This window comes from Marinomonas alcarazii, assembly GCF_003208215.1.
GTDB lineage: Bacteria > Pseudomonadota > Gammaproteobacteria > Pseudomonadales > Marinomonadaceae > Marinomonas > Marinomonas alcarazii.
On the sequence record NZ_QKLW01000003.1, the window covers coordinates 310,701 to 335,272 of the forward strand.

22 protein-coding genes are annotated in these 24,572 nt (G+C 44.4%); 17 read left to right on the top strand and 5 right to left on the bottom strand.

Going from position 1 to position 24,572, the window contains the following annotated elements; translation table 11 throughout:
- Window positions 1–30: 30 nt before the first annotated feature.
- On the bottom strand, window positions 31–351 hold the full coding sequence (locus DFP75_RS09685; protein WP_245927026.1) for a 2Fe-2S iron-sulfur cluster-binding protein: 321 nt from the start codon (window positions 349–351) through the stop codon (window positions 31–33).
- A gap of 148 nt (window positions 352–499) precedes the next feature.
- On the opposite strand from DFP75_RS09685, the gene DFP75_RS09690 reads away from it, so the two are divergent.
- From DFP75_RS09690 to DFP75_RS09735, 10 genes are all read left to right on the top strand, one after another.
- The gene (locus DFP75_RS09690; RefSeq protein ID WP_110575027.1) at window positions 500–1,234 is read left to right on the top strand and encodes a response regulator; all 735 of its coding nucleotides are present in this window, start codon (window positions 500–502) and stop codon (window positions 1,232–1,234) included.
- Window positions 1,235–3,763, top strand: a complete 2,529-nt coding sequence (locus DFP75_RS09695; RefSeq protein WP_110575028.1) for a PAS-domain containing protein — start codon at window positions 1,235–1,237, stop codon at window positions 3,761–3,763. It begins immediately after the preceding gene.
- A gap of 155 nt (window positions 3,764–3,918) precedes the next feature.
- Window positions 3,919–4,941: a sugar ABC transporter substrate-binding protein gene (locus tag DFP75_RS09700; RefSeq protein ID WP_110575030.1), complete on the top strand. Its 1,023-nt coding sequence runs from the start codon at window positions 3,919–3,921 to the stop codon at window positions 4,939–4,941.
- A gap of 111 nt (window positions 4,942–5,052) precedes the next feature.
- The gene (locus DFP75_RS09705) at window positions 5,053–6,135 is read left to right on the top strand and encodes an ABC transporter permease (RefSeq protein WP_110575033.1); all 1,083 of its coding nucleotides are present in this window, start codon (window positions 5,053–5,055) and stop codon (window positions 6,133–6,135) included.
- Complete coding sequence (locus DFP75_RS09710) at window positions 6,135–6,932, top strand: ATP-binding cassette domain-containing protein (RefSeq protein ID WP_110575035.1); 798 nt, start codon at window positions 6,135–6,137, stop codon at window positions 6,930–6,932. The genes DFP75_RS09705 and DFP75_RS09710 overlap by 1 nt, the downstream gene beginning before the upstream one ends.
- Window positions 6,933–6,999: 67 nt before the next feature.
- Window positions 7,000–7,977, top strand: a complete 978-nt coding sequence (locus DFP75_RS09715) for a substrate-binding domain-containing protein (protein ID WP_245927027.1) — start codon at window positions 7,000–7,002, stop codon at window positions 7,975–7,977.
- 78 nt (window positions 7,978–8,055) lie between these two features.
- Window positions 8,056–8,943: an AEC family transporter gene (locus DFP75_RS09720; protein ID WP_110575037.1), complete on the top strand. Its 888-nt coding sequence runs from the start codon at window positions 8,056–8,058 to the stop codon at window positions 8,941–8,943.
- A gap of 21 nt (window positions 8,944–8,964) precedes the next feature.
- Window positions 8,965–9,531: a mechanosensitive ion channel domain-containing protein gene (locus DFP75_RS09725; protein WP_110575039.1), complete on the top strand. Its 567-nt coding sequence runs from the start codon at window positions 8,965–8,967 to the stop codon at window positions 9,529–9,531.
- Between the two features lie 88 nt (window positions 9,532–9,619).
- Entirely contained in the window at window positions 9,620–9,895 is a 276-nt protein-coding gene (locus tag DFP75_RS09730) for a hypothetical protein (protein WP_110575042.1), read from the top strand.
- Window positions 9,896–10,012: 117 nt separating this feature from the next.
- Window positions 10,013–10,843 carry an ion transporter gene (locus DFP75_RS09735; protein WP_110575044.1) on the top strand — a complete coding sequence of 277 codons (831 nt, stop codon included), beginning with the start codon at window positions 10,013–10,015 and terminating at the stop codon, window positions 10,841–10,843.
- An 11-nt stretch (window positions 10,844–10,854) separates the two neighbouring features.
- Here DFP75_RS09735 and DFP75_RS09740 read toward each other — a convergent pair whose 3' ends face one another.
- Window positions 10,855–11,751 (bottom strand): EamA family transporter, encoded by an 897-nt coding sequence (locus DFP75_RS09740; RefSeq protein ID WP_110575046.1) that lies wholly within the window; start codon window positions 11,749–11,751, stop codon window positions 10,855–10,857.
- Window positions 11,752–12,042: 291 nt separating this feature from the next.
- Between DFP75_RS09740 and DFP75_RS09745 the strand changes: the two genes are divergently transcribed.
- The 5 genes from DFP75_RS09745 to DFP75_RS09765 all read left to right on the top strand — a co-directional run bounded on the left by DFP75_RS09745 (window position 12,043) and on the right by DFP75_RS09765 (window position 18,237).
- On the top strand, window positions 12,043–12,714 hold the full coding sequence (locus DFP75_RS09745; protein WP_110575048.1) for a response regulator transcription factor: 672 nt from the start codon (window positions 12,043–12,045) through the stop codon (window positions 12,712–12,714).
- A complete protein-coding gene (locus DFP75_RS09750) occupies window positions 12,707–14,137 on the top strand; it encodes a sensor histidine kinase (RefSeq protein WP_110575050.1) in 1,431 nt (476 codons plus the stop codon). Before DFP75_RS09745 ends, DFP75_RS09750 begins: the two co-directional genes overlap by 8 nt.
- On the top strand, window positions 14,127–15,230 hold the full coding sequence (locus tag DFP75_RS09755) for an ABC transporter substrate-binding protein (RefSeq protein WP_110575053.1): 1,104 nt from the start codon (window positions 14,127–14,129) through the stop codon (window positions 15,228–15,230). Before DFP75_RS09750 ends, DFP75_RS09755 begins: the two co-directional genes overlap by 11 nt.
- Window positions 15,231–15,335: 105 nt before the next feature.
- On the top strand, window positions 15,336–16,274 hold the full coding sequence (locus DFP75_RS09760) for a TAXI family TRAP transporter solute-binding subunit (protein ID WP_110575055.1): 939 nt from the start codon (window positions 15,336–15,338) through the stop codon (window positions 16,272–16,274).
- Window positions 16,275–16,284: 10 nt separating this feature from the next.
- Window positions 16,285–18,237 (top strand): TRAP transporter permease, encoded by a 1,953-nt coding sequence (locus tag DFP75_RS09765; protein WP_110575057.1) that lies wholly within the window; start codon window positions 16,285–16,287, stop codon window positions 18,235–18,237.
- A 92-nt stretch (window positions 18,238–18,329) separates the two neighbouring features.
- Here the strand turns inward: DFP75_RS09765 and DFP75_RS18420 are convergent, their stop codons facing one another.
- Genes DFP75_RS18420 through DFP75_RS09775 form a run of 3 tightly spaced genes read right to left on the bottom strand, consistent with a single transcriptional unit; the run spans window position 18,330 to window position 20,901 of the window.
- Window positions 18,330–18,467 (bottom strand): hypothetical protein, encoded by a 138-nt coding sequence (locus DFP75_RS18420; RefSeq protein WP_181417018.1) that lies wholly within the window; start codon window positions 18,465–18,467, stop codon window positions 18,330–18,332.
- Complete coding sequence (gene cydB, locus DFP75_RS09770) at window positions 18,467–19,477, bottom strand: cytochrome d ubiquinol oxidase subunit II (RefSeq protein ID WP_110575059.1); 1,011 nt, start codon at window positions 19,475–19,477, stop codon at window positions 18,467–18,469. The genes DFP75_RS18420 and cydB overlap by 1 nt, the downstream gene beginning before the upstream one ends.
- Window positions 19,477–20,901, bottom strand: coding sequence for a cytochrome ubiquinol oxidase subunit I (locus DFP75_RS09775; protein WP_110575061.1), 1,425 nt, complete (start codon window positions 20,899–20,901; stop codon window positions 19,477–19,479). The genes cydB and DFP75_RS09775 overlap by 1 nt, the downstream gene beginning before the upstream one ends.
- A 351-nt stretch (window positions 20,902–21,252) precedes the next feature.
- Here DFP75_RS09775 and DFP75_RS09780 point away from each other — a divergent pair, with 351 nt between their 5' ends.
- A complete protein-coding gene (locus tag DFP75_RS09780; protein ID WP_245927028.1) occupies window positions 21,253–23,169 on the top strand; it encodes a sensor histidine kinase in 1,917 nt (638 codons plus the stop codon).
- The gene (locus DFP75_RS09785; RefSeq protein WP_110575066.1) at window positions 23,156–24,520 is read left to right on the top strand and encodes a sigma-54-dependent transcriptional regulator; all 1,365 of its coding nucleotides are present in this window, start codon (window positions 23,156–23,158) and stop codon (window positions 24,518–24,520) included. The genes DFP75_RS09780 and DFP75_RS09785 overlap by 14 nt, the downstream gene beginning before the upstream one ends.
- Window positions 24,521–24,572 lie beyond the last annotated feature (52 nt).

Here is a 24,572-nt window from a genome sequence, read left to right on the forward strand (position 1 = left end):
TTTTCTAGCGCCTTTGCATGAGGCGCTTTGCTATTTCTGCTTAAATAGAACTTTGGGGCGAGCAATAGAGATATCGGTTTTGCACGTCGCGATGCAGGGAAGGAAAAAGCCATTTTGCTTTTCTTTGTTGTTTAAGCCGTGAGGGTGGCGATCCGCATAATCAATTTCACCGCATAGCAGTTGTGTCAGACAAACACCGCAAACACCATTCGTACACGCTTGTTTGATCGGGATCCCGGCAGATACTAACGCGGCCAAGACGGTTTCATCTTGATCTATGTGGATGAATTGCTCAGGATCTAAAAAAGTGAGCAGGATGTTTTTCTTCTGAGGTTGGATTTTCTGCTGCACGAGAAGCTTTTCCTTTTGTTAATCGTCTATTAACTTTACCATGATATTAATGAGAGCTTAGCTCGTAACATCGTGAAAGGTCTCTAATAATATAGCTATAACGGTTTGTTAGTTTGAATAACAACGATAATGGATTCCAACCCAGACAATGACAGAACAACATAAAAAGACTTTATTGGTAGTGGATGACGATCAAGATATTCGTCAATTGCTTTGTGATGCCTTGTCGCAAAAAGGTTACAGAGTTCTGGAAGCGGAAAATGGCACTCAGATGTGGCTTCATTTAGATGCCGAGCCCGTTGATTTGGTATTGATGGATTTGTACCTCCGAGAAGAAGATGGGCTGAGCCTTGCTCGTGAAATTCGTGAGCGTTTTGTCATGCCGATTATGATGCTAACGGGGAAAGGCGATGAAACCGATCGGATCTTGGGGCTAGAGCTCGCCGCGGACGATTACATGATGAAGCCGTTTAATTTGCGGGAACTGACAGCGCGAATTCATGCTTTGTTACGCCGTTCTTATCAAGTTCCGCCAACAGTGGGAAATACCATAAACCAAGATCATGAACGTTTACTCTTTGGGAATTGGACCTTGGATCTCACTGCGCGTCTTTTGCATGATCCAGAGGGAAAATTAGTGACCCTGACGTTGGGAGAGTTTTCCCTATTAGAAGTGTTAGCGCGTCATCCAGATCGTATTTTTTCTCGTGAGCAGCTGATAGAGCAAAGTCGGGGCTTGGAAACCGAAGTGTTTGATCGAACTGTGGATGTCTTGATTCTTCGTCTAAGACGTAAAATAGAAGCAAATCCGAAAACACCAGAATTTATAAAAACCCAACGTGGACTTGGTTATTTTTTCCAAGGCCCAGTGCGGATGAATTAGATGCGCTTTACCAGTATTCGTCAAAAAGCCTCTTTGTCTATTCTGGCAATTAGCTTAGTGGCGTTTTTTATGGTGGGGATTGGCTGGCAATCCATGCGTGTGAGTGAAGCTTCTTTATCCGAATTCGAATCCGAAACCTTACCAGAAATAAGCACTTCTTTAACGTTAGCGGAAGGCGTTGCGCAACTGGCCGCCATTGCGCCTTATACCGCAGGATCTGGGCGTCCTTTCCAGTTACAAACCGAATCAGAACGCATTCATCGACGAATTCTTGAGCTTCGTGGTGTGGCGGACAGTTTGGCAGATTCTGTTTTCCAACGTGATATCGACGAGCGATTAGACGATCTACAAACCACGCTTGAGGAGCTTGTCGCCTTGGTGCGAGAAGAGTTGTATCTGCGTGAAGACAGCTTGGCCCAACAGTTTAGAATTCGACAGTTACCCTCGGATGATGGCGTTGCCAGTGTGACTAATCAGCAAGGCTTGGTGTGGTTGCTGCAATTGTTAGAATCGCCTAGCTTGGTGCCCGAGAGTCTCTTGGAAAACTTGAAGTTTTCTCAACAAAACGAGCAAGTGGCAAGCATTGCTGAAGACCTATTGATGGCACATCGTCGTTTGAATCAAATACAAGAACGCAAAAACTATTTGCTGATTGCTATTCGAGCTAAGTCGGAACAGTTGAGTAAACAAGTGAGTGACTTTGTAGGCGGACTGCAGAAGAAAGTGAGCCGACAGCGTCAGGAAGTGTCGACTTTTGTGGCCCGTGGTCAGAACTGGATTATCGGCATTTCTGTGTTTCTTCTGTTGGGGCTGACGCGTTTGTATTGGTATAGCCAGCGCATGACGAAAGACTTGGGCGTTGTGACCAACGATATGGAACAGCTTTCTTTAGGTCGTGTGGATTCAAAACATACGGGAATACGTCGTAACGATGAAATCGGTACCTTGGCGGATACCTTTGAGGTTTTTCGTCGTGATGCGTTAAGGCGCTTGGAAGTGACAGCAGAGCTATCGGAACAAAAGCGTTTGCTGGAAACCATTTTCGACAACATGAACGATGGTTTAAGTGTGTTTTCCTCTAAAGGAACCTTACTTGCTTGGAACTCTGGCTACCAGAAATTGTTTGATTTGTCTGACGACGACTTGCATATCGGTATGGCGATTGATGACGTTCAGAACTTAATTAACCAAGGGCAACATAAAAATCTCAACTTAGAAAATCAGCAAGTTCATATGGAAGAAGTGAATGTTTCGCGCCATTTGAGAGTGCAGAGTTTTGAGCGTCACTTTGATTCTGGAAAAATTATCGAGTTTCGCTCTAAGCCAATGCCTGAAGGTGGTTTTGTTACCTTGTATACGGATTTAACTGAGCGTAAAAGCGTCGAAAGCCAGCTTCGTCAGGCGCAAAAAATGGAGATGTTAGGGCAACTGACAGGTGGTGTAGCCCACGACTTCAATAATCTTTTGGCGGCCATAATGGGCAACCTGCAAATGCTGTCTGACTCTTATCCTCAGACAGAAGATCAAGCTCGATACATAGAGCGCGCGCTGGTGGTTTCAGAAAAAAGCAGTAATTTGGTGCAGCGCTTATTGGCCTTTAGTCGTCGTCAGCAACTTTTCCCTGTGCCTATTGCGATAGACGATTTAATCGAAGGTATGCTGGATTTGGTCGAATACAGTGTTGGTTCGCATATTGTGGTTGAAAGCGATCTGCAATGCCCAGATGTGGTGAGCCTGATTGATCCCTCGCAACTAGAAAATGCCTTGTTGAATTTGTCCTTGAACAGCGCCAGTGCCATGCCGGATGGCGGACGTTTGGCTTTTTCAACTAAGGTTTGTACCTTACCAGACAGCGACGTTCCTGCCATTCGTATTCGAGTGGAAGACTCGGGTGAAGGCATTGATGATGACGTCATTGGCCGAATATTTGAGCCATTTTTCACGACTAAGCCTGTCGGTAAGGGCAGTGGTTTGGGCCTGAGTATGATTTATGGCTTTGTAAAACAAAGCGGTGGCGAAATCAAAGTAACCTCTGAAAAAGGCAAGTGGACACGTGTTTGCTTGTTTTTGCCTCAACAAGTGACAGCGCATGGCCTTTTAGCTGAGAAAAAACCTGCATCAGAAGAACAAGCTGGCAAGCAAGGTGTGATTCTTTTGCCAGAGTCCAGCTTGGTGTGGCTTGTGGAAGACGATGATGAAGTGTGTCGGGTTATGCGCGAGCAATTGGAAAAAATGGGCTTTATGGTGCAAACCTTTGACTGTGCCGAAGCGGTTATGCGCGCCTTAAACAAAGCGATTGAACCCGATGCTATTGTGTCGGATGTAAACCTATCAGGCACCATGAGTGGTGTGGAGTTAGCTCACAATTTACAGTCTGATGTATCTGGTTTTTCAGGGCCAATATTGTTGATGTCAGGCTTGCCAAAAGATGAATTAAAACAAAAATACCAATTAAAGGACGACGATTTATTTATCTCGAAACCTTTTACTATCAAGGAGTTAAGTCAGATATTTCAGCTTGAAAAATGAAATATTACAAATATTACAAAAAAAGATTTAAGTATGAAATTATTCATTAGTTTTTGATCTCCATAGTGTTTTGTTAGAAACAGAGTCGGGACAGGATCTGTTTTTACATGGCATCGCTGCCAATAATAAAAACAAAAAATCGGAGTTATAAAACAATGAAATTCATCCCTTATAAGAAACTGGCTTGTCTTGTTGCTGCTGGCACATTGTCTACCGTGGCTATGGCTGAAACCCCAATTATTGGTCTAATCACCAAAACCAACACCAATCCATTCTTCGTAAAAATGAAAGAAGGCGCTCAGCAAAAAGCGGAAGAGCTTGGTGTTGAGTTGCGTACTTTCGCTGGTCGTTACGATGGCGATAATGAAACTCAAGTTCAAGCAGTAGAAAACTTAATTGCCGCGGGTGCGAAAGGCATTCTTATTACGCCAAGTGACACCGCAGGTATTGTTCCGACGATTCAAAAAGCACGTGATGCTGGCTTGCTTGTCATCGCGTTAGACACACCTCTAAGCCCTGCTAGTGCAGCAGACATGACTTTTGCAACGGACAACTTCAAAGCCGGTGAAATGATTGGTATGTGGGCAAAAGCCAAAATGGGCGACAAAGCAAAAGACGCGAAAATTGGTTTACTGGATTTGAGTACAAGCCAAATCACGGTAGACGTAGCTCGTGATCAAGGTTTCTTAAAAGGCTTTGGTATTGATCTTAAAGACCCAAAACGTATGGGTGATGAAACAGATCCTCGCATTGTTGGTAATGATGTGACGCAAGGCTCTGAAGAAGGTGGCCGTCGCGCGATGGAAAACCTACTGCAAAAAGATCCAGAAATTAACTTGGTGTACACCATTAACGAACCAGCTGCTGCGGGTGCGTATGAAGCGTTGAAATCCTTTGGACTTGAAAAAGACGTATTGATCGTTTCTGTTGATGGCGGCTGTCCAGGTGTTCGAAATATTAAAGATGGCGTGATTGGCGCTACCTCTATGCAATTCCCTCTTAAAATGGCCTCTGAAGGGGTCACTGCGATTGTTGAGTTTGCCAAATCTGGCTCACGTCCTTCAGCATCAAATGGTCTAGATTTCTTCGATACAGGCGTTCAGTTAATTACTGATGAACCCGTAAAAGGCGTTCAATCTGTTTCGTCTAAAACTGGCTTGAGCATGTGTTGGGGCTAATTAATCTTTTGTGATAGATGGGTGTGAAGGCGCCTTTATTTGCCGTTAGTCGAGCTTTTGGCTAGCGGCACTTTTTCTATCCAGCGCACTGTTTCTTCTCTGGAGTAGCCTATGAGTTCTAACAACACAAAACCGTCTACAGCGGTTCTTGATCACGACAAAGTAGCGGATCAAGCTAGTACCTATGTCGCCAAGTTCGAGCGTAAAGAAACCCCTTTGCAGCGTTTCAAAAAGTTTCTTCATCATTATCCAATTGCTGCGCCTTTGATTGTGTTGCTGTTAGCGATTGTGAGTTTTAGCGTCATTGTCGGTGACCGTTTTTTGCACCCATTCAATTTGTCATTGGTGTTACAGCAAGTAACGATTATCGGTGTAATTGGTGTGGCGCAGACATTGATTATTTTAACCGCAGGCATTGATCTGTCGGTTGGTGCCATCATGGTTTTGACCTCGGTTGTGATGGGGCGGATGGCGGTGAATCATGGAATCGATCCAAGTTTGTCTATTTTGATCGGTATCGGTGTTGGTGCGTTAGCGGGGTTCATCAATGGCTTGTTGATAACACGCTTAAAAATCCCGCCTTTTATTGCAACTTTAGGTTCTTGGAATGTGTTCTTTGCGTTGAACCTTTGGTACTCAAAGAGCGAAACCATTCGCTCGCAAGACATCAGCAATATTGCGCCATTATTGCAATGGACAGGTCAAACAATTGATTTTTTTGGTGCAAGGCTGACTTACGGTTCCTTGTTGATGCTGGGGATCTTCTTTCTAATTTGGTACGCCTTAAATTGGACTGCCTGGGGCCGTCATGTATACGCAACAGGTGATGATCCGGAAGCCGCGAAATTGGCTGGTATTCGAACCACACGCATTTTGATGTCTGTGTATGTATTGGCTGGCGTAGTGTGTGCTATTGGCGCTTGGGTACTGATCGGTCGTATCGGCTCAGTAAGCCCACAAGCAGGCACTATGACGAACCTCGACAGTATTACGGCGGTGGTGATTGGTGGCTGTAGCTTGTTTGGTGGGCGAGGTTCTATTTACGGGACGCTAATTGGCGCCTTGGTTGTTGGGGTCTTCCGAAATGGTTTAGCGCTTGCTGGTGTTGATGTGTTATGGCAAGAGTTTACCGTCGGTATTTTGATTATTTCGGCTGTGGCCATTGATCAGTGGATTCGAAGAGGAACAGCATAATGACGGCACAATACGATAAAACACCCGTGTTACAAACAAAGAATTTGGTAAAACGTTATGGCAGTGTGACCGCGATTGACCACGCCGACTTTGAACTGTATCCCGGTGAAATATTAGCGGTGATTGGTGATAACGGTGCAGGTAAATCCTCATTGATTAAGGCCTTGTCTGGCGCACTTATTCCGGACGAGGGGGAAATATTATTGGACGGCAAACCTGTGCATTTCTCTTCTCCAATGGAAGCGCGGGCATTAGGCATTGAAACGGTTTATCAGAACTTAGCTGTGTCGCCAGCGTTAAATATCGCTGACAACTTATACTTAGGGCGAGAGTTATTGAAGCCTGGTATCTTGGGGAAAGTTTTCCGCATGCTCGACAAAAAAGAGATGGAGCGTCGCGCGAAGGATAAAATGACCGAGCTGGGATTAATGACAATTCAAAATATCAGCCAAGCGGTTGAGTCTCTTTCCGGTGGTCAGCGTCAAGGTGTGGCGGTTGCGCGCTCGGCTTTGTTTGGTAGTAAAGTGGTCATTATGGATGAGCCAACTGCGGCACTTGGCGTTAAAGAATCCCGCCGTGTGTTGAACTTGATCAAAGAGGTGCGTGATCGCGGATTGCCTATTATTTTGATTAGTCACAACATGCCGCATGTGTTCGAAGTGGCGGATCGTATCCATATCCATCGTTTGGGTAAGCGCGCGGCGATTGTTACGCCTCAGTCTCATACTATGTCTGACGCCGTTGCCATCATGACGGGGGCAATGGAGGTTGGTGAGTCAGAGGGAGAAGCGGCCTAAGCTAGGCCGCTATTTTTATCTGTCATTAAGTAGGGCAAAATAGCGGCATTGCACCGAGGGAAGTAGAATGAGTTTAATGAAACAGTTAATGTCGAGTTCGAAAAAAGCCCGACAGCTTTGGAAGGCTTATCGCTTAATGCCAAGTTTATTGGCTGTTTCGATTGTCGCTGTTTCGCTGTCGCCATTGGCCTCGCAATCCTCAGAACCTCAACCCCTCAAATCCATTGGTATCAGTGTTGCTGATTTAGGCAATCCTTATTTTGTGCAGTTGGTCGAATCGGCAACGACAAAAGCAAATGAGCTAGCTGGTGAGCCAGTAAAAATGCTGATCCGTTCAGATGCGTATGATTGGCAGCGACAAATTGGTCAAATCAATGATTTTATCGAACAAAAGGTTGATTTGATCGTGCTAACTGCGGCTGATGAATACAAGGTCGCAGCGGTGGTAGCAAAGGCTCAGCGAGCGGGTATTAAAGTCATTGCTGTGGATGTCAATGCACAAGGTGCGGATGCCACTATTACGACAGACAATGTTCAAGCTGGTGCTATTGCTTGTGAAAAACTGGCAGAGAAAACCGATTATAAAGGCAATTTTGTCATTATTAATGGCGTATTGGTGTCGTCGGTTATAGAGCGAGTCGCTGGTTGTAAGTCTGCGTTGAATAAATACCCAAACATCACCTTGTTAAGTGACCGAATGAATGGCACGGGCAGTGTTGAGGGCGGTATGGAAGCCATGACGTATTTAATGGAAGAGTACGATCATATCGATGCCATTTTTACCATTAATGACCCAACCGCATTTGGAGCATTGCGTGCCGCACAACAAGCAGGCCGGAGCGAGTTTTTAATGGCCTCTGTTGATGGTGCTCCGTTTGCAAAAGATATTATCAAGCAAAAAGACAATCTTTGGATAGCAACGGCAGTTCAGAGACCTGTGCCGATGGCGGAAAAAGCCATAGAAATTGGTATGGATTTGCTGAAAGGCAAAGAGGTGGCTCAGCGATTTATCTTGATTCCATCCGTATTGGTTGAGAAACCCTAAGCCCATTTGGTATGTAATTGCTCTTGGTCTTTTTTGGCTAGGACGTTAAGCTAACGGCCTTCGTTATAGAGGCTATTAATGGACACTTCTACGTTATTCACACAAATATTTAATACGGTTTTCCCCCTAGCAAGTATTGTGCTCGTCGCATTTTTTTATGCGCGAGTGCGACCGACTGATATGACGGTGGCGAATCGTTTAAACATCAGTGTTTTTTGCCCCGCACTTATCTTTTCTGTCATGGCCTCGAAAGAGTTTCATATCGCTTTATATGTCGATTTGATTATTGCTGCTACTGTGGTTGTGTTGGGTTCTGGCTTACTGGTTTGGCCACTGTGTAAGTGGTTAAAAATCTCACCTAAAACCTTGGTTCCCCCAATGATGTTTAACAACAGCGGCAACTTGGGGATTCCCTTGATTGTGCTGGCATTTGGCGAGTCAGCTTTGCCTATTGCTGTGGTGTTATTTCTTACCGAAAACTTACTGCATTTTACCGTTGGCATGTATTTGCTTAACCCAAAAACCAACCTTCTTAATGTTCTAAAAATGCCAATGATCATCGCAACCATCTTGGGGTTAATTTGGAGTCTACAAGGTTGGACGGTTATGCCCGCTGTGAAGGTGTCTGTGGATATGCTGGGACAAATTGCCATTCCTCTGATGCTATTTGCGCTTGGTGTGCGCATGACGAATGTCGACTTTAGTGAATGGAAGCTTGGTGTGATTAGCGGCCTTTTGTGTCCATTAAGTGGTCTGATTATTGCTGTTATTTGGTACTATGCTGTTGGTATGTCACCAGAAAACTTTGCCTACTTACTGATCTTTGCTTGTCTACCGCCTGCGGTATTGAATTACATGGTCGCCGAGTTGTACCAACAGGAGCCCCATAAAGTAGCGTCGATTGTATTGATTAGTAATTTGATGAGCATAGGCATCATTCCTGGTGTGTTGTTCTATGTTTTATAAATCCGTATTAGGAGAAAAAGCATGATGGTGCAGGTTGGCTTAATCGCTCTATTAGTGGTGGCGTATGTCATTGTCTCGCGGATTTTAAAGTCGAGCATCACTTTGTTAGGACAAAAAAAATACGCGAATGAAGTACGAATAACCTATGTCTCTAAAACGCTACACCTTGGCTTCACTGCTATTTTTGTTTTATTGATTTGTTTGGTTCTTGGTATTGGCTATGGTCAGTTAGCCATCTTTTTCTCCTCTGTTTTTGCGGTTGTTGGTGTGGCGCTATTTGCCCAATGGTCGATTTTAAGCAATATCACAGCAAGCCTGATTATCTTCTTTAGCTTTCCCTATCGAGTAGGAGATTGGGTCAAAGTTGTTGATAGAGACGACGAGATTTTGGGGCAAATTTTAGAGATATCGACCTTCCATGTGATTATTCAGCGTTTGTCTAATGATGTCGTGACGTATCCTAATAGTTTGATTCTACAAAAAGCCGTTGTACGTTTTGATAATCGAGAGGCCGCACTGGCCATGAGCCAATTTCAACCCTCTAAAACGTCAGTCGATAAAGTGGAAGGCGAAAGCCCTTCTCCTTAATGCTGAACAAAAAATAATCAGTTTTTTTAAGATTTGAGATATTTGTGTCATACTAAGAGGCTTTCATCGATAAGAAGAGAAGCCTCTAGTGAAATCTGATCCTGAGTCCTTATTAAAAAACAATGATGAGCTCATTCATTCGGATGCGCTGAAAGTCAAATCCCACGCCCAACGACCGCAAGAAGATTGGGTGCTGCATACCTTAATGATTGAAGGTTACGATGTGCCGTTTCGTTTCAAACGCCAAGGCAAATATCGCACCTTGCGCGGCGCTCGTGTGAACCTGACTTATTACCCAACGCAAGAAATGGTGGCGGGTATTCCTGTTGAGATTATGAAAGTTGTGCGAGTAAAACGTACATAACTTGCAAGTCTGGCCTCTAAATCTACTTCTGCTTTTCTTCTGCCGGATATGAACTTAATATGGCGTGGCCTGTCTTTTATTCGGGCTATAAAGATTGCATATTAGGTGTAGGTAAAAATGGAAATAGATCATTCCGGAAGTTTGTTTGCCATAATGAAGCGCATCGAGCGCAGTGCGTGGTTTCAGGGCTTTATCATTAGTATCATTGTGGTCGCGGCACTTACCGTGGGCGCTAAAACTTATGCTTTACCTTATGGTATTGAGAGAGGCATAAACTACTTAGACAATTTCATCACCGTTTTCTTCTTGGTCGAGCTTAGCCTGCGCTTTCTTGCCTGTGATGATAAACGTCATTTCTTTAAAGACCCTTGGAACCTATTCGATACGGTTATTGTTGTCGGCAGTTTAATACCTATTTCAGAAACAGAAATGATTCTTGTGGCACGCTTGCTGCGTGTGTTCCGTGTCTTGCGTCTGGTCTCAATTATTCCTGAGCTGCGTTTTTTGATTAATGCTTTGCTAAAAGCTATTCCCCAAATGGGTTACATCGCTTTGTTGATGTTTATCATTTTTTACATCTTCGCTGCGGTTGGTTCCATTTTTTTCCATCACGTCAATGAGGAACTTTGGGGCGATATTGCCATTTCTATGCTGACGCTATTTCGCATTGCAACGTTCGAAGATTGGACAGATGTCATGTATGAAACCATGGATGTTTATCCGTTCAGTTGGATTTTTTACCTCATCTTTATATTCCTAACGGCATTTGTGTTTTTAAACATGATGGTCGGTGTGGTGTTGGACGTGATGACCCGCGAAACCGCGCAAGAAGAACACGAGAATCAAGAAAGTAATCACCAAGCCTTAGTAACACAAATTTCTGAGTTACAAGCTCAAGTCGCACGCCTTGTGGATAAAATCGACGCGCAACAAGATAAAAAAGACTAACCCTTAGTGGTTCAAACGGCCTGCTGGCTAACTTTCTTTAGCCAGCGGCCACCGAATGTATTCAGCATCAAACCAAGTAACACGATAAAAATCCCCGCCCATTGCATAGCGCTTACTGTTTCAGAGAGGAAGATTTCCGCTGACGTTAAGCCCACAACCGGAACGCCTAAGGTAAGTGGCGCTACGGTCGCCGCTGGATAGCGTGATAGCAAATAGCTCCACAAACCATAGCCGGCTAAGGTAGCAAAGAGTGACAGGTAAGCAAGTGAAGCAATCGACTTAAAGCTTATTTCAGTGATGTTGCTCCACATGACATCACCACCGTCAATGAAGTATGCGCAAAGGAAGAAAGGGATAGGTGGAATCCAGCTCGACCAAACGATTAGATTTAGGTTGGCATCGTAGCCTTTGCGGCTAATGATTTTGGTGAAAATATTTCCCAACGCCCAGCTAGAACCCGCCGCCAAAGTTAAGCCAAATCCAAGCGCTGTCATGGTGGTATCTTCATTATCTAAGCCGATGACTGCTAAGCCACCAATGGCAATGCCAATGGCGAGTACTTGATAAGGTCGAACGGCTTCTTTTAATAACAAAATAGCGAACAACAAAGTGAAAATCGCCTGAGATTGCAGTACTAACGAAGCAAGGCCTGCTGGCATGCCAAATGACATGGCGCTGAATAAAAACGCAAATTGCCCGAAGTTCAATGATAAGGCATAACCAATACACCAAAGTAATGGCGTATTAGGTCGAGAGAAAAAGAAGCAGCCAATCATGCCGATAACGAGGAAACGCAACCCGCCTAACATCATCGGCGTAAGCTCATCTAAGCCCCAGCGCATCACAATAAAGTTAAAGCCCCACGCGACAATAATAAAGAGCGCCAAAAACATATCTTTGCGAATCATGTTGAGTCCTTAACTTGGTAATCGTGAGGCAAAATAAGCTAACTACTTTACGTTGTTTCGCTGAGTTTGCACATGGACAGATAAAGGAAGAATTGAGGACGCAGATCAAGAGAATCCTTTATTGTTGAGGGATACACGGTATTCATTTTTCAGCAAATCCATTAATAGAAGTGATAGCCCATTCATTCATATTGGAATATAGGCTAAATTGACAAATTCCCGAGTAAAAACTGATTATCACACATTTAATCTGCCTTATAACAACAAAGAAGTCACAAGAGCATCAGTATCATGCGTATTTTAGTAGTAGAAGATGATCGTATTTTAGGCGAAGCCATTAGCCAAAGAATCAGTCGAATGGGGCATGGCCTTGATCTTGCGCAGACTGGTTTACAGGCAAATCAAATGTTGGCATTGCAAGAATACGATCTCATGTTGCTGGATCTAAATTTGCCAGATATGACGGGTACTCAAATATTACAAACGCTTCGAAAAAAACACTCTAATACGCCGGTGATTGTTCTAACTGCCCGTGATGAAGTAAAAGATCGTATAGAGCTTTTGGATCTGGGCGCAGACGATTATATGACCAAACCGGTGGACTTTGGTGAGCTTGAAGCTCGTTGTCGTGCTTTGCTCCGTCGCAGCCAAGGGCAAGCGCAAAATACAATAGAATACGGAAATGTCAGTTTAGACTTGCAAGCATGCACTGTGACTATTAGCGATCACCTAATCGAGCTAAAGCAACGAGAGTTTCGTTTATTAGAAGTGTTTATCAGTCATACCGGAAGAGTTCTAAGCAAGGAAGTTTTAATAGAGCATATTTATAATTTCAATGAAAACCCGAACCCTAGTGTCATTGAGATTTACGTAGCACGTTTGAGGAAATCTTTGCAAAGCAGTGACATCAACATTAGAACTATTCGAGGTCTTGGCTATTTGCTGGAAAAACATCATGGCTAAGGCAACTACCTCGATTCGTCGGCAATTGATTCTAATGGTGGCGACCGTGTTGATTGTGATTAATGCAGTGGCTCTTTGGAGTGTGCATATTTATGCAAATAGAGCGGCAAAAGAGTCTTATGATCGGCTTCTTTATGGCTCTGCTTTACAGATGGCCGAAAATATCAACATATTGGATTCGCAATACTTTATCGATTTGCCCGTTTCTGCATTTGAAACTTTAGCCTTATCTGCCTCAGATCGTGCTTTTTATTCCATTATGAATGGACAATATCAAGTGCTGACAGGTTACAAAGATCTTCCTAATATCCCGTTTACCCAGTTGCTTCAGCAATCCAGCGAGAAAGAAAAATTTATTCCTATTTATTATGAAGCTATGTATCGCGATGAGATGGTTCGTTTTGTTGCGTTAGGGAAACGCCTGTTAGAGGGAGATAGTGTTAACGATGTTTTTATTATTGTTGGCCAAACATTAGATGCTCGGCGCGCAGCGGCGACGGAAATCAGCCAAATGGCACTGCAATTTGTTACTTTGTTTTTCTTTATCACGTTACTTTTATTGCTTTTCGTTATTTGGCGAGTATTGCAACCATTGCAAACGATCAAGCAAGCCATTACAGAGCGCTCGTCTCAAGAGCTGTCTCCTTTAGATGCAAATGTTCCCAGTGAGATAGCACCTTTACTAAAAAGTATTAATTATTTTATGGCTCAGCTGGATAGTACGTTAAATCGACTAAAACGTTTTACAGCAGAAGCGGCTCATCAGATCCGTACGCCTTTGGCTGGCCTAAATTCACAGGCGCAAAACGCAATAGATGAAACCGATGAAATGTTACGACAAAAGCAGCTACAGCATATTTTAGAAAGTAGTAACCTATTGACCAATACGGTCAATCAGCTTCTTAGCCGCGCTACGTTGACACATCGTTATCAGAGTCATCCTTTTAGCCCTGTGTCTTTGGACTATGTGATCAAAGAGACTTGTCGTGATCTAGTGGTTTGGGCTTTAGAGCGGGAAGTGGAGATTGAATATGTTGGAGATATAAAGGCAACAATTAACGGAGATGAGTTTGCTCTCAAACAAATGCTGCAAAATATCATCGAAAATGCCATTAAATACAGCCCAAAAAGCGGTGTGGTTGAAGTTGAGTTAATGATTGTTTTTGAGCAATCCGTACCCTTAATTGTGCTACAAATTCGAGACCAAGGAGTAGGTGTATCGGATCAGGATAAGGAACATATTTTCGAGTACTTTTATCGTAGTCCTGACAATTTTGCATCAGGTTCCGGAATCGGTTTATCGATTGCTAAAGACGTAGCAGAACACCATGATGCTAGATTTCACTTAAAAGATAATCAGCCAACCGGATTAATTGTAGAAGTCATTTTCCCTCAACGAAAAGGACTGTCGTATGAAGGTTAGTTGTCTTTTAGGGCTTGGTTTATTTTTGGTCAGTCGTATGGTGTTTGCTGATGCCGTACCACAAGATTCTTATATCGCTTTTCCAAGTTTGAATAAACAACCCAAGTATCAGGGGGATGTACTCGCTATTTATGGTGCCGTAAATCATCAGGCCATTGAACCATTGTTTAGGGCATATCAAGAAAAGTACCCGAATGTAGCCATTCACTACACAGAGTCGAATACTCGTCATTTATACGAGCAATTTATCTCTCAGCCTAATATTAGACCGGACGTGATGCTTAGCCCGGCGATGGATCTTCAATTTAAGTTGGCAAATGATGGTTACGCATTAGCTTATAACTCGCCAGAGCTTGTTAATGTTCCCAAGGGGTCACATTGGCGAAATGAGTTGTTTGGTTTTACCTACGAACCCATCGTAACGGCGATAAACAGCGATATTCTGACGGGGGACGAGTTGCCGCAAAGCCGTGAGCAGCTATTGAATTTGATCCGGAATAAAAATCATCTCTTAGACGATAAAATGGGCTTGTTTAATATTGAGCAATCTGGATTGGGTTACTTAACATGGGCCTATGACGGTCAGCAATCCCGTAGTTATGGTCGGTTATTGGAAGCGTTTGGGAGGCATCAAGCTCGGCTTTATACGGATACATCCTCTATGCTAAATGCGCTTTTAAAAGGCCAGATATTCATCGCTTATAATCTTGTTGGTGCCTATTCCTATAAATGGTCGCAACAGTATGAATGGATCAAAACCATCATGCCGACAGATTATACGACGATCATAATGCGCACCGCATTTATTCCTCGTGATGCTAAGCAGCCGATATTGGCGAAGCGTTTTATTGATCTCTTATTGTCTTCAGAAGGGCAGCATGTACTTGCAAATCAATCAGGTATTACGCCAATAAGCACAAAGGTTAAAGGCCCATATAGTCGAGATGAATTGAGTAAATTGCCACATGGGATTTTTCGTCCAATTCCTCTTGGCTTAGAACTGCTTATTCAAACAGACGATGCCAAAAAACAACTTATTTATCATGAATGGGATAATGCTATGTTTGCTGAGCCTAACAATCTTTCTCAATAGCTTTTATTTTTTATGATGTATTCAAGATCCATGAAAGGTTCATGAAAGGTTTCTTCGCTAGAGTGTTCTAAGCAATAACAAAACAAAAATAAGTTGGAGAATATTATGTTTAAAAAACTGCTTATAGCGAGTGCCTTGTGTACGACTTTAGTCAATAGTCCTGTTCAAGCGGCAGAACGTGTATCCATTGGAACTGGCGGAACGGGCGGCTTGTTTTATGTGATTGGTGCAGGGATTTCTGAAACTCTCAACAAACACATGGACAATACGACGGCACGGGCCGAAGTAACTGGTGCGTCTGTGGAAAACAATCACCGCGTTGCAGCAGGCCAAATGACAATGGGATTATCTTCTTCTTCAACTTTGTTTGAAGCAAAAAATGGCCAAGGCCCATTTAAAGTTAGCGGACCTTTGGACGTGGCTGGTATTGCCTATTTATATCCAGCAGTGTTGCAGGTCGCAACGATTTCCGGAAAAGGAGTCGACTCCTTTGAAGGCTTAAAAGGCAAGCGTGTTAGCATGGGGCCTCCAGGAAGTAATGCCGCGGTTTTAGCAACTCGTTTGTTACAGGAATATGGTGTCTTTGACGATATCACACCACGTTTTCTTTCTTATAACGAAGGGGTAAAAGCCTTGGTAAACGGCCAAGTTGATGCGACAGTGGTTTTGGCAGGTGCACCGACTTCCTCTTTGATTGATCTCGACTCACAAACTGACATGAAATTGTTGTCAGCTGATATTGATAAACTCGATAGTTTGATCCAAAAATACCCTTTCTATCAAGCTTACTCTCTGCCTGCTGAAACCTACCCAGATCAAACCAAACAGATTTTGATGATTAATGATCCTGCTATTTTGTTCACCAGCGGTAAAGAAGATCAGAGCAAAATTTATAATATCACCAAAGCAATTTTTTCTCATTTAGATGAGCTTGGTCAAATTCACCCACAAGCAAAAGCAATTTCGTTAGAAACCGCAAAACGCACTCCTGTTACATTGCACCCAGGTGCGAAAAAATATTATGACGAAGTAAGCGAAAACTAGGAGAGCTATTATGTTGAAATCAGATTCCAGCAATGGCTTTCAAAGTTTGCTCCTTGAATCAAAATTCGCTGGTGGCAAGGAACGTCTAGCAGTCTCTTTATTGTTTAGTGTGATCGCCGCTGGAATCGCCAGTCTTGTGCTGTATGGTGCGTATTATGGCGGCATTACCGCGTTGCTATTGAGGTCTTCGTTTTTCTCACTAGTTGCGGCTGCTGCCATGCTGTTTTACGCGCTAAGGTACAAGAATATCATGGGCCGTGGCGTGTTTTATCTATTGGCCCTATTGGCTTTAATTCCGGGGCCTTACTTGTGGCATTACTACATTGATATTGTCATGCGCGGCGCTATGTCGGTTGAGCAAGATAGGTTGATCTTTATTGCTCTGATTGCGGTGGTGTTTGTCTTTGTTCGTATTGCTGTAGGTAGGGCATTGATTATTTTGATGGCCCTTGCTTTTCTTTATGCGTATTTTGGCTATTTGATCCCTGGTAAATATGGTCATGGTGGCTATGACATTAGCCGTTTCACCTCAACTCTGATGTTATCGACTGAAGGGGTTTATGGTGTACCAATGGGGGTCGCCGTTGAGTATATTTTCCTCTTCGGTTTGTTTGGTGCCATTTTAACTAAAATTGGTACGGGTGAAGTTTTTGTTGATTTGGCCCGTGGTTTGACTGGACGTGTGCAAGGTGGCCCTGGCTTATCTGCGGCTTTGTCTAGCGCATTGCTTGGCTCCCTTAACGGCAGCGCTGTGGCCAACGTAGTGACTACAGGCACTTTTACTATTCCGTTGATGAAACGCGTAGGCTACAGTGCAAAACTGGCTGGAGCGATCGAAGCCGCTGCATCTTCGGCGGGGCAAATTATGCCACCGGTCATGGGGGCTGCTGCTTTCTTGATGGCAGAAATGATTGGGATTCCTTATGCGGAAGTTGCAATGGCCGCTTTGGTTCCTGCACTTTTGTATATTTTAGCGCTGATGATTTCAGTGCGGCTAGAAGCTGGACGCCTTAATTTAGAAAGGGATACCGAAGCTGGCTTACAATTGTTATTAAATACACTGAGAACAAAGAGCTATCTTTTGCTTCCGCTGGTGGTTTTAATCGGTCTGATGATTTCAGGTAAATCACCAACCCAAGCTGCCGTTATGGGGATTTTGGCTGGTTTGCTTGTTTGTCCTTGGAAAAAAGCCACTCGTATAAATGTGGTCGATTTGATAGCGGCTTGTAAGGAAACCTTGTCTTCGACGCTACCGATAGTGGCGGCTGTTGCAGCCGCTGGCGTGATTATCGGTATTCTGAATTTGACTGGTATGGGCTTGATGTTGTCTGGTTTGATCATTGAACTGGGTGATGGCAATTTATGGGCCGTTTTATTACTCACTGCATTGGCGTCTTTTGTTTTGGGTATGGGATTACCAACATCAGCGGCGTATTTGTTGCTCGCAGTATTGGTTGCGCCTGCGATGACACAACTTGGTATGGAAACCCTGTCGGCGCACATGTTCATTTTCTACTTTGGTTTAGTGTCTGCCATTACTCCACCTGTTGCATTAGCAGCTTACGCGGCGGCGACAATTTCTGGTGCCGAACCGAATGAAACGGCCGTTGAATCCATGCGGTTAGGTTTTGTTAAGCTTTTGGTTCCGTTCTTATTCGTGACCATGCCGGGTATTTTATTGATTGGGACAACGACGAGTGTGATCGCGGCAATCTCGTTCGCTACCTTGGCAACCGCATCGATGAGCATCGGCTTTTCTGGCTGGTTACGTGAGAATTTATCTTGGGTGACTCGTATACTATATGTTGTTGCCGCGATACTTATTGCTTGGCCTGCGGCTGCTACGGACACTTCCTTATTTGTAGTCTGTGCGCGAGTATTGGGTGTGATGGTGTTTGCCGTTTTGCTTCTGAAAGCGAGCATGGGCGCGAAAGCTGATACGCTTAAAGCGGCTAAAGTGTAACGATCATTATCGTAATCTTTTACTTAATAATGCTAAAAAGCCTCGCATTGAAAGTTGTAAAGTGCGGGGCTTTTTTATACGAATAGCATTGCTCAAGGCAATCCTGTCATCAGCAGTTTAATACCATAAGATGCGGTTAATATGGCAATAAAGCCAATGCCGTAGAGCAGCAAAAAACATTGCCACGGTTTGAGTTTGGCGGCTTTTTCTTTCAGGCTTTTGAGCGACATTAGTAACCCTCCTGATAATCTTCCACCTTACCGGCAAAGACGCGGTAACCCCATAAAGTGTAAGTACAAATCAAGGGCACAAAGATGCAGATACCAGGCAGCAAGAAAAGCAAGCTGCTGTCTGGCGAAGCGGCTTCCATAAAGGTTAGTTGTCTTGGAATAAGGTACGGGAATAAACCAACGACAAGTCCTGCAAAGCCTAGTAAGAAGAGGGTTGCTGCGTACCAGAATGGTCGACCTTCATGATGAGTGATACCAGCGGAGTGACTGTTTAAATCTTTCCAAGCCAATGCGGCAACGACTAAGGTAATAATAGGCAAGGGCGATAGCCATAAAAAATTTAAGCCGGAGAACCAGCGTTGACGAATGTCTACTTGGCTCACTACTGTCCACACGCTGACAATAACCATGGCTAAAATGGTGATCAGCAAGAGTCGCTTGCCTAATTTGGCTGCGTGATCTTGGATACGCCCACGACTTTTCATAAACAAATAACAAGCAGCCAACAGAGCATACCCTGCCATTACGGCAAAGCCAGTTAATATAGAAAAAGGTGTTAGCCAATGTAAGCTAGACAAACTGTCGACACCGACTGGCACGCCTTGAACGATGGAGCCGAGCAATATGCCTTGGCAAAATGCTGCTATGGCTGACCCCGCGCTAAATGCAAGGTCCCAATAAGGTCGAGATGTATCGGATTTAAATCGATACTCGAACGCCACGCCACGAAAGATCAAAGCAAACAGCATCAGCATGATAGGCAAGTAAAAGGTTGAGGTAATGCCAGCATAAGCAGCGGGAAACGCCGCAAACAACACCACACCACCAAATACTAACCAAGTTTCGTTACCATCCCAAACGTGTGAAATAGAACGCATTAAATGATCTCGCTCGCCTTCTTGGTTAAACCAAGGGTAGAGAATGCCAATCCCTAGATCGAAGCCATCGAGTAACACGTACATGAAGATGGCAAAGCCTAAGACAAGGAAGTAGAAAAGTGCTAAATCCATTATTTATCTCCTTGTGCTTTTAAACTTTGGTTTTCAGTGTTTAGGGATTTTACCCAAGCCAATGCGTAGCCTGGTGCTTTCATACCAATCAATTGTTGTTCGAGAGCTTTCATTGACGGCGGCCCCTTCTTGATCAGTTTGCGCATGAAGTAGAGGTAAACACCAATCAGCAAACTGTAAATGATCACAAACATGGTTAAGGTAAACAGCACGCGCTCTGGAGGAAGTGGTGATACGATCTCCGATGTTCTAACGAGGTTGTAGACAATCCAAGGTTGGCGGCCGATTTCCACCACATACCAACCTGCTAGTACTGCAATGACACCCATAGGCGTAAAAAATGTCACGATAGACAAGAAGGCTTTGTTTTCATACAAGCGGCCTTTACGACGTAATAAAAGTGCTAGCGCCGCGATGCCCATCATGCCAAAACCAATACCCACCATGACACGGAAAGACCAAAACACTAACGGCACATTGGGTCTGTCTTCTGGCGGTACGGCTTTTAGACCTTGTACTGCACCATCCCAAGAATGAGTGAGTATCAAACTGCCGAGATTTGGAATGCCGACTTGATAATCGTTTGATTCCGTTTTCATGTTTGGCATAGCGAACAGTAACAGCGGCACGTTTTCTTCTTCCGCAGGCCAAATACCTTCCATTGCAGCGAGTTTAGTTGGCTGATGTTCTTTGACGTTCAAGCCGTGCATATCGCCAATCCATGCTTGCAGTGGCGTTAGTACCAAGGCAAACCACATGCACATGGACAGTCCTTTTTTCGCAAAGGGAATGTTTTGCTTTTTCAGCAAGTAGTAAGTACTGATGCCCGCCACGACAAAAGTCGCGGTAATCAATGACGCAACCAGCATGTGAGTAAGGCGGTAGGGCATAGACGGATTGAAGATGACTTCCATCCAACTCGAGACTTCGAATTTACCATTGACGATCTTGTAGCCTGTTGGTGTTTGCATCCATGAGTTCGCCACAATGATCCAAAATGCAGAAATCCAAGTACCTATCATTACGGTGACGGTTGCAAAGAAATGCAACTTGCGGCCAACGCGCTGCCAACCAAATAGCATGACGCCAAGAAAGCCTGCTTCCATAAAAAAGGCAGTCAGCACTTCGTACGCCATCAAAGGACCAAGAATGGCACCGGTGATTTCGGAGAACTTGGAAAAGTTCGTACCAAATTCGTAGGACAAAACAATGCCAGATACCACGCCCATACCAAAGGTAATGGCAAACGGCTTGATCCAAAATTTGGCAAGCTGCAAATAGTAAGGGTTGTGTGTTTTAAGCCACAGCCCTTCCCAAATGGCAATCAGCGTTGCCAAACCAATGGTGATACTGGGAAAAATAATGTGAAAACTCACCGTAAAGGCGAACTGTATACGAGATAAAATGGCGACGTCGAGGTCCATAATGGCTCCCTTGGGTGTCAGTAAGCGTTAAGAGATTGAAGTTAAAACTAGGCATTTCTCTTAATTCTTAGCGTACGCATTTGCTGCAAAGCCAGAGGGAGTAGCGCTAAGCCTACAATGCTAAAAAGTGCGATGATTTCAGTCATTAAAAATTCAGTATTCATGATAGTTGTCCTATAAGTTGAAGGTGGTTTGATATAGATCAAAGGTTTCTTTCAGTAGAGCAAAGGGCAGGCCAACTATTAGCTGAATTTATATTATTGATTTTAAAGGGGAAATTTATAATTTTGCTTGAGGTGTAAAAAAAGTTTACGATTTTCTCACTTTATGATGTAAACGAGGTTTACGATTTTGACGCTTTCGTTGATGTTTGAAGTCGCCATGCTGGTGACCAGTGTGTGCGGCATCTTGGTCGCTGTTTGGTTATTGTGGCGAGCACGAAATCAAAGCGATCTTCAGGCCTTGGCAGGCTTCGCCATTATGATGGCGATTTGGTGCTTCGGGCATGTGATGTTGTTCCAAGGCTACGAGCAAGTTGGTATCCACATTATTCTTGCTAATCCCTTAATGCCGACTTTTTTCCTGCATTTTGCCATTCGTTTTGTGAACTCTGGCCCAGTCAAAGAAGCGATGCTTGAGCGCTTATATCAAGCGGTGCCTTGGTTTTACCTCACTAGTTTTGCTGTGGTTTTACAGAGCTGGTGGATAGGCGCGGGCGATGCTATTAGCACTTTGGATACACGTTCCTTTTTTATCTTCACCGAGGCGGGGGCGTGGAATCTCGCTTATACCGTGTTGATCGGTATGCTGGCTCATGGTGTTTTGTTATTTGGTTGGTATCGTCATTCTGGTAACAAGAAGCGCTCCATACTTGCTATGTTTGGTGTTGGAGCGTGGGGGTTGTTGTTAGCGACCAGTTTTGTGTTTCCCTCTTTTGGCATTAGCTGGTTTCCTTATCCCATGTTACTGCTGCCAACCTATTTGCTGTTATTGATCTACGCGGTAGTGCGCTACCAGATTTTATCGGTGAATGCCTTCGCCAATCGAGCCTTGCTTTGGGTTGCCATGATGTTGGTGATTCTCTGTGTGATTGCCGTGATCAGTGTGGTGTCTGGCCGTATTGGTTTGCAGGCGTTAGCAAATGTGCCCAGTTGGCAGCTGTGGTTGTACTCCTTGCTGATCTTGGTGGTGGCTGCGCTGATTTATCAGCCTTTGAGTCGCTTGATTTCTCGGCTGATTTATCCTGGAGCCTCATTGAATGAAGCTGTGTTGGACACCTGGTCAACGCAATTAAAAGAGGCGCAAGATTGGCCACAATTAATTGCCATTGGTGAGCGTTTACTTTCTTTGCAGATAAGACGCAATGTGGCGATCCAGCTACAAAGCTCCGCTTATCCAGTTCAAGAAAAAAATGACGTCTTAGCGATACGAGTCTCTCGGTTAGGTACTGATTGGCACTTCACTTTAATAGGCTGGGAAGACGCTAGCCCTGGTATGCGTTTGACGGCGGAAGTGTTTGCATCCTTGTTTTCAACCAGTTGCGGCTTGCTTGAGCGCTCTTTGGCCTTGGCCGTGGCCGAGCGAAAACGCATGGACGAACAGCATCTTGTCGAGTTGGGGAGTTTGTCTGCGGCAATGGCACATGAACTGCGTAATCCTTTGAATATAATTTCTATGGCGGCTTATGACGCACCAGCCGAGACGCGTCAGCATATTCAGACTCAGCTTAAACGCGCCGATCGTTTGGTGAGTGATATGTTGGTGTATTCAGGTGGCTTGTCATTACAAATAGTTGCCACGCCGTTGCGATCTTTAGTGGCGAGTATTTTGGCGCAAGCTCAGCTAGAAGGTGTCACGTTTGAGCTGGATATTGATGAAACGATTGAGTTGGATGCTGACCCGCAACGGCTTCAGCAGGTGTTCATTAACCTGATCGATAACGCCGTGTCTTTTTTGCGCAATATGCCAGATGGCAAGTTATCCATTGAAGCGGAAGAACGAGATCAACAGATCGTTATCCAAGTAAATAACAATGGACCTGAGATTGATCCAAGTTTACAAGGCGACAACTTATTTCAGCCCTTTGTGACCAAGCGAGCTGGCGGCAGTGGTCTTGGTTTAGCCATTGTGCGTCGTATTGTCGATGCTCATGGCGGGAAGATTCAGCATCGTTCTGATTCGATATGGCCTGTAACCTTCGAGCTTATTTTACCTCGCCACTTTTCTGGTACTGACATTTCAAATAGAGAATTCCATGACTCAAAATAAAATATTACTGGTCGACGACGAGCCCGCATTTCGTGAATTAGCCAGTCGCTGGTTGGCAAAGCAAGATTATCATGTGAAAACGGCAGGCAGCTTAGATGAAGCCCGTGGTGCGTTGGCATCGTTTGATGCGGATCTGGTGCTCTTGGATCTTTCCATGCCGCCAAGTTTTGATCCACAAGTCACCTTGGATGCGATAGGCGAATTTGATGGTCGTCCGGTGATCATTATTACAGGCCATGCGGATCGGGATTTGGCACTTAAAGCCATTGAGCTTGGCGCATGGGATTTTATTGCCAAGCCGATTGATCCAGATATGTTGGCGGTTGTGGTGCGTCGAGCAATCACTAAAACCACTTTAGAGCGAGAGTTAACTCAGCTAAAGCAAACGGGTAATTCTGCAAAGGGTGCGTCAGCGTATATCGGTCATTCAATCAGTTCGCAAAAGGTCAGAGCGCTCGTAGAGCGAATCGCCCCGACGGATGTGCGCGTCTTGGTGACAGGGCCATCAGGTACAGGAAAGGAGGTTATCTCGCGTACTTTACATGATTTAAGTCATCGTGCAGCCAAACCATTTATCTCGGTACATTGCGGTGCTATTCCAGCGGATTTATTAGAAAGTGAGCTGTTCGGTTATGTGAAAGGCGCCTTTACCGGAGCGGAAAAAGACAAAGTCGGTTTATTGAGTTTGGCCGATGGTGGCACCTTATTCTTAGATGAAATTGGTGAAATGCCGTTGGCGATGCAGGTGAAACTGCTGCGCGTGTTGCAAGAAGGTACCTTTTTCCCTGTAGGCGGACGAGAGCAAAAACACATCGATATTCGAGTGGTCTCCGCGACCAACGCCGACTTACTGAGCAAGGTGCAAGAAGGCAGCTTTCGAGAGGATCTGTATTACCGAATAAAAGGCGTAAACATCGAGACTCAAGCGCTTGCTGAACGGCTAGAAGATGTCCCAGTATTGCTGCAATCATTTTTACAGCGTTTGCAAAACCAGCAAAATAAGCAGCTACAGCTCAGTCCTGAAGCTGTGCAATGGTTCCGCGATCAAACTTGGCCTGGAAATGTTCGGGAATTGAAAAACGCCTTAGAAAGCGTCGCGTCTATTTGCCCACAAGGGCAAATTACCATGGAAGACATTCAGCTGCTGTATCCCAGTGGTGAGGCTATTCGTCAAACTCCAATAAGCACACCAACGAACGACGCCTCATTAGACGAACAAGTTCGGGACCTTGAAATTCGATTGATTAACCAAGCCTTAGAAAAAAACCAAGGCAACCGCACCCAAGCCGCTAAGCAATTGGGCATTTCACGACAAGGGCTGATTAAAAAAATTGAGCGATATGGGGTGTGATGATTTTATCGATGGGGCAGAAGGGTCTGTTTTTTTATTGATAGGAGTCAAT

Coding starts and splice junctions, on each gene's coding strand:
- DFP75_RS09740 (WP_110575046.1), bottom strand. CDS start 11,751: ATGATTCGCAAAGATATGTTTTTGGCGCTCTTTATTATTGTCGCGTGG.
- cydB (WP_110575059.1), bottom strand. CDS start 19,477: ATGGATTTAGCACTTTTCTACTTCCTTGTCTTAGGCTTTGCCATCTTC.
- DFP75_RS09700 (WP_110575030.1), top strand. CDS start 3,919: ATGAAATTCATCCCTTATAAGAAACTGGCTTGTCTTGTTGCTGCTGGC.
- DFP75_RS09710 (WP_110575035.1), top strand. CDS start 6,135: ATGACGGCACAATACGATAAAACACCCGTGTTACAAACAAAGAATTTG.
- DFP75_RS09760 (WP_110575055.1), top strand. CDS start 15,336: ATGTTTAAAAAACTGCTTATAGCGAGTGCCTTGTGTACGACTTTAGTC.
- DFP75_RS09715 (WP_245927027.1), top strand. CDS start 7,000: ATGAGTTTAATGAAACAGTTAATGTCGAGTTCGAAAAAAGCCCGACAG.
- DFP75_RS09725 (WP_110575039.1), top strand. CDS start 8,965: ATGATGGTGCAGGTTGGCTTAATCGCTCTATTAGTGGTGGCGTATGTC.
- DFP75_RS09755 (WP_110575053.1), top strand. CDS start 14,127: ATGAAGGTTAGTTGTCTTTTAGGGCTTGGTTTATTTTTGGTCAGTCGT.
- DFP75_RS09735 (WP_110575044.1), top strand. CDS start 10,013: ATGGAAATAGATCATTCCGGAAGTTTGTTTGCCATAATGAAGCGCATC.
- DFP75_RS09765 (WP_110575057.1), top strand. CDS start 16,285: ATGTTGAAATCAGATTCCAGCAATGGCTTTCAAAGTTTGCTCCTTGAA.
- DFP75_RS09705 (WP_110575033.1), top strand. CDS start 5,053: ATGAGTTCTAACAACACAAAACCGTCTACAGCGGTTCTTGATCACGAC.
- DFP75_RS09785 (WP_110575066.1), top strand. CDS start 23,156: ATGACTCAAAATAAAATATTACTGGTCGACGACGAGCCCGCATTTCGT.
- DFP75_RS09720 (WP_110575037.1), top strand. CDS start 8,056: ATGGACACTTCTACGTTATTCACACAAATATTTAATACGGTTTTCCCC.
- DFP75_RS09690 (WP_110575027.1), top strand. CDS start 500: ATGACAGAACAACATAAAAAGACTTTATTGGTAGTGGATGACGATCAA.
- DFP75_RS09775 (WP_110575061.1), bottom strand. CDS start 20,901: ATGGACCTCGACGTCGCCATTTTATCTCGTATACAGTTCGCCTTTACG.
- DFP75_RS18420 (WP_181417018.1), bottom strand. CDS start 18,467: ATGTCGCTCAAAAGCCTGAAAGAAAAAGCCGCCAAACTCAAACCGTGG.
- DFP75_RS09750 (WP_110575050.1), top strand. CDS start 12,707: ATGGCTAAGGCAACTACCTCGATTCGTCGGCAATTGATTCTAATGGTG.
- DFP75_RS09745 (WP_110575048.1), top strand. CDS start 12,043: ATGCGTATTTTAGTAGTAGAAGATGATCGTATTTTAGGCGAAGCCATT.
- DFP75_RS09695 (WP_110575028.1), top strand. CDS start 1,235: ATGCGCTTTACCAGTATTCGTCAAAAAGCCTCTTTGTCTATTCTGGCA.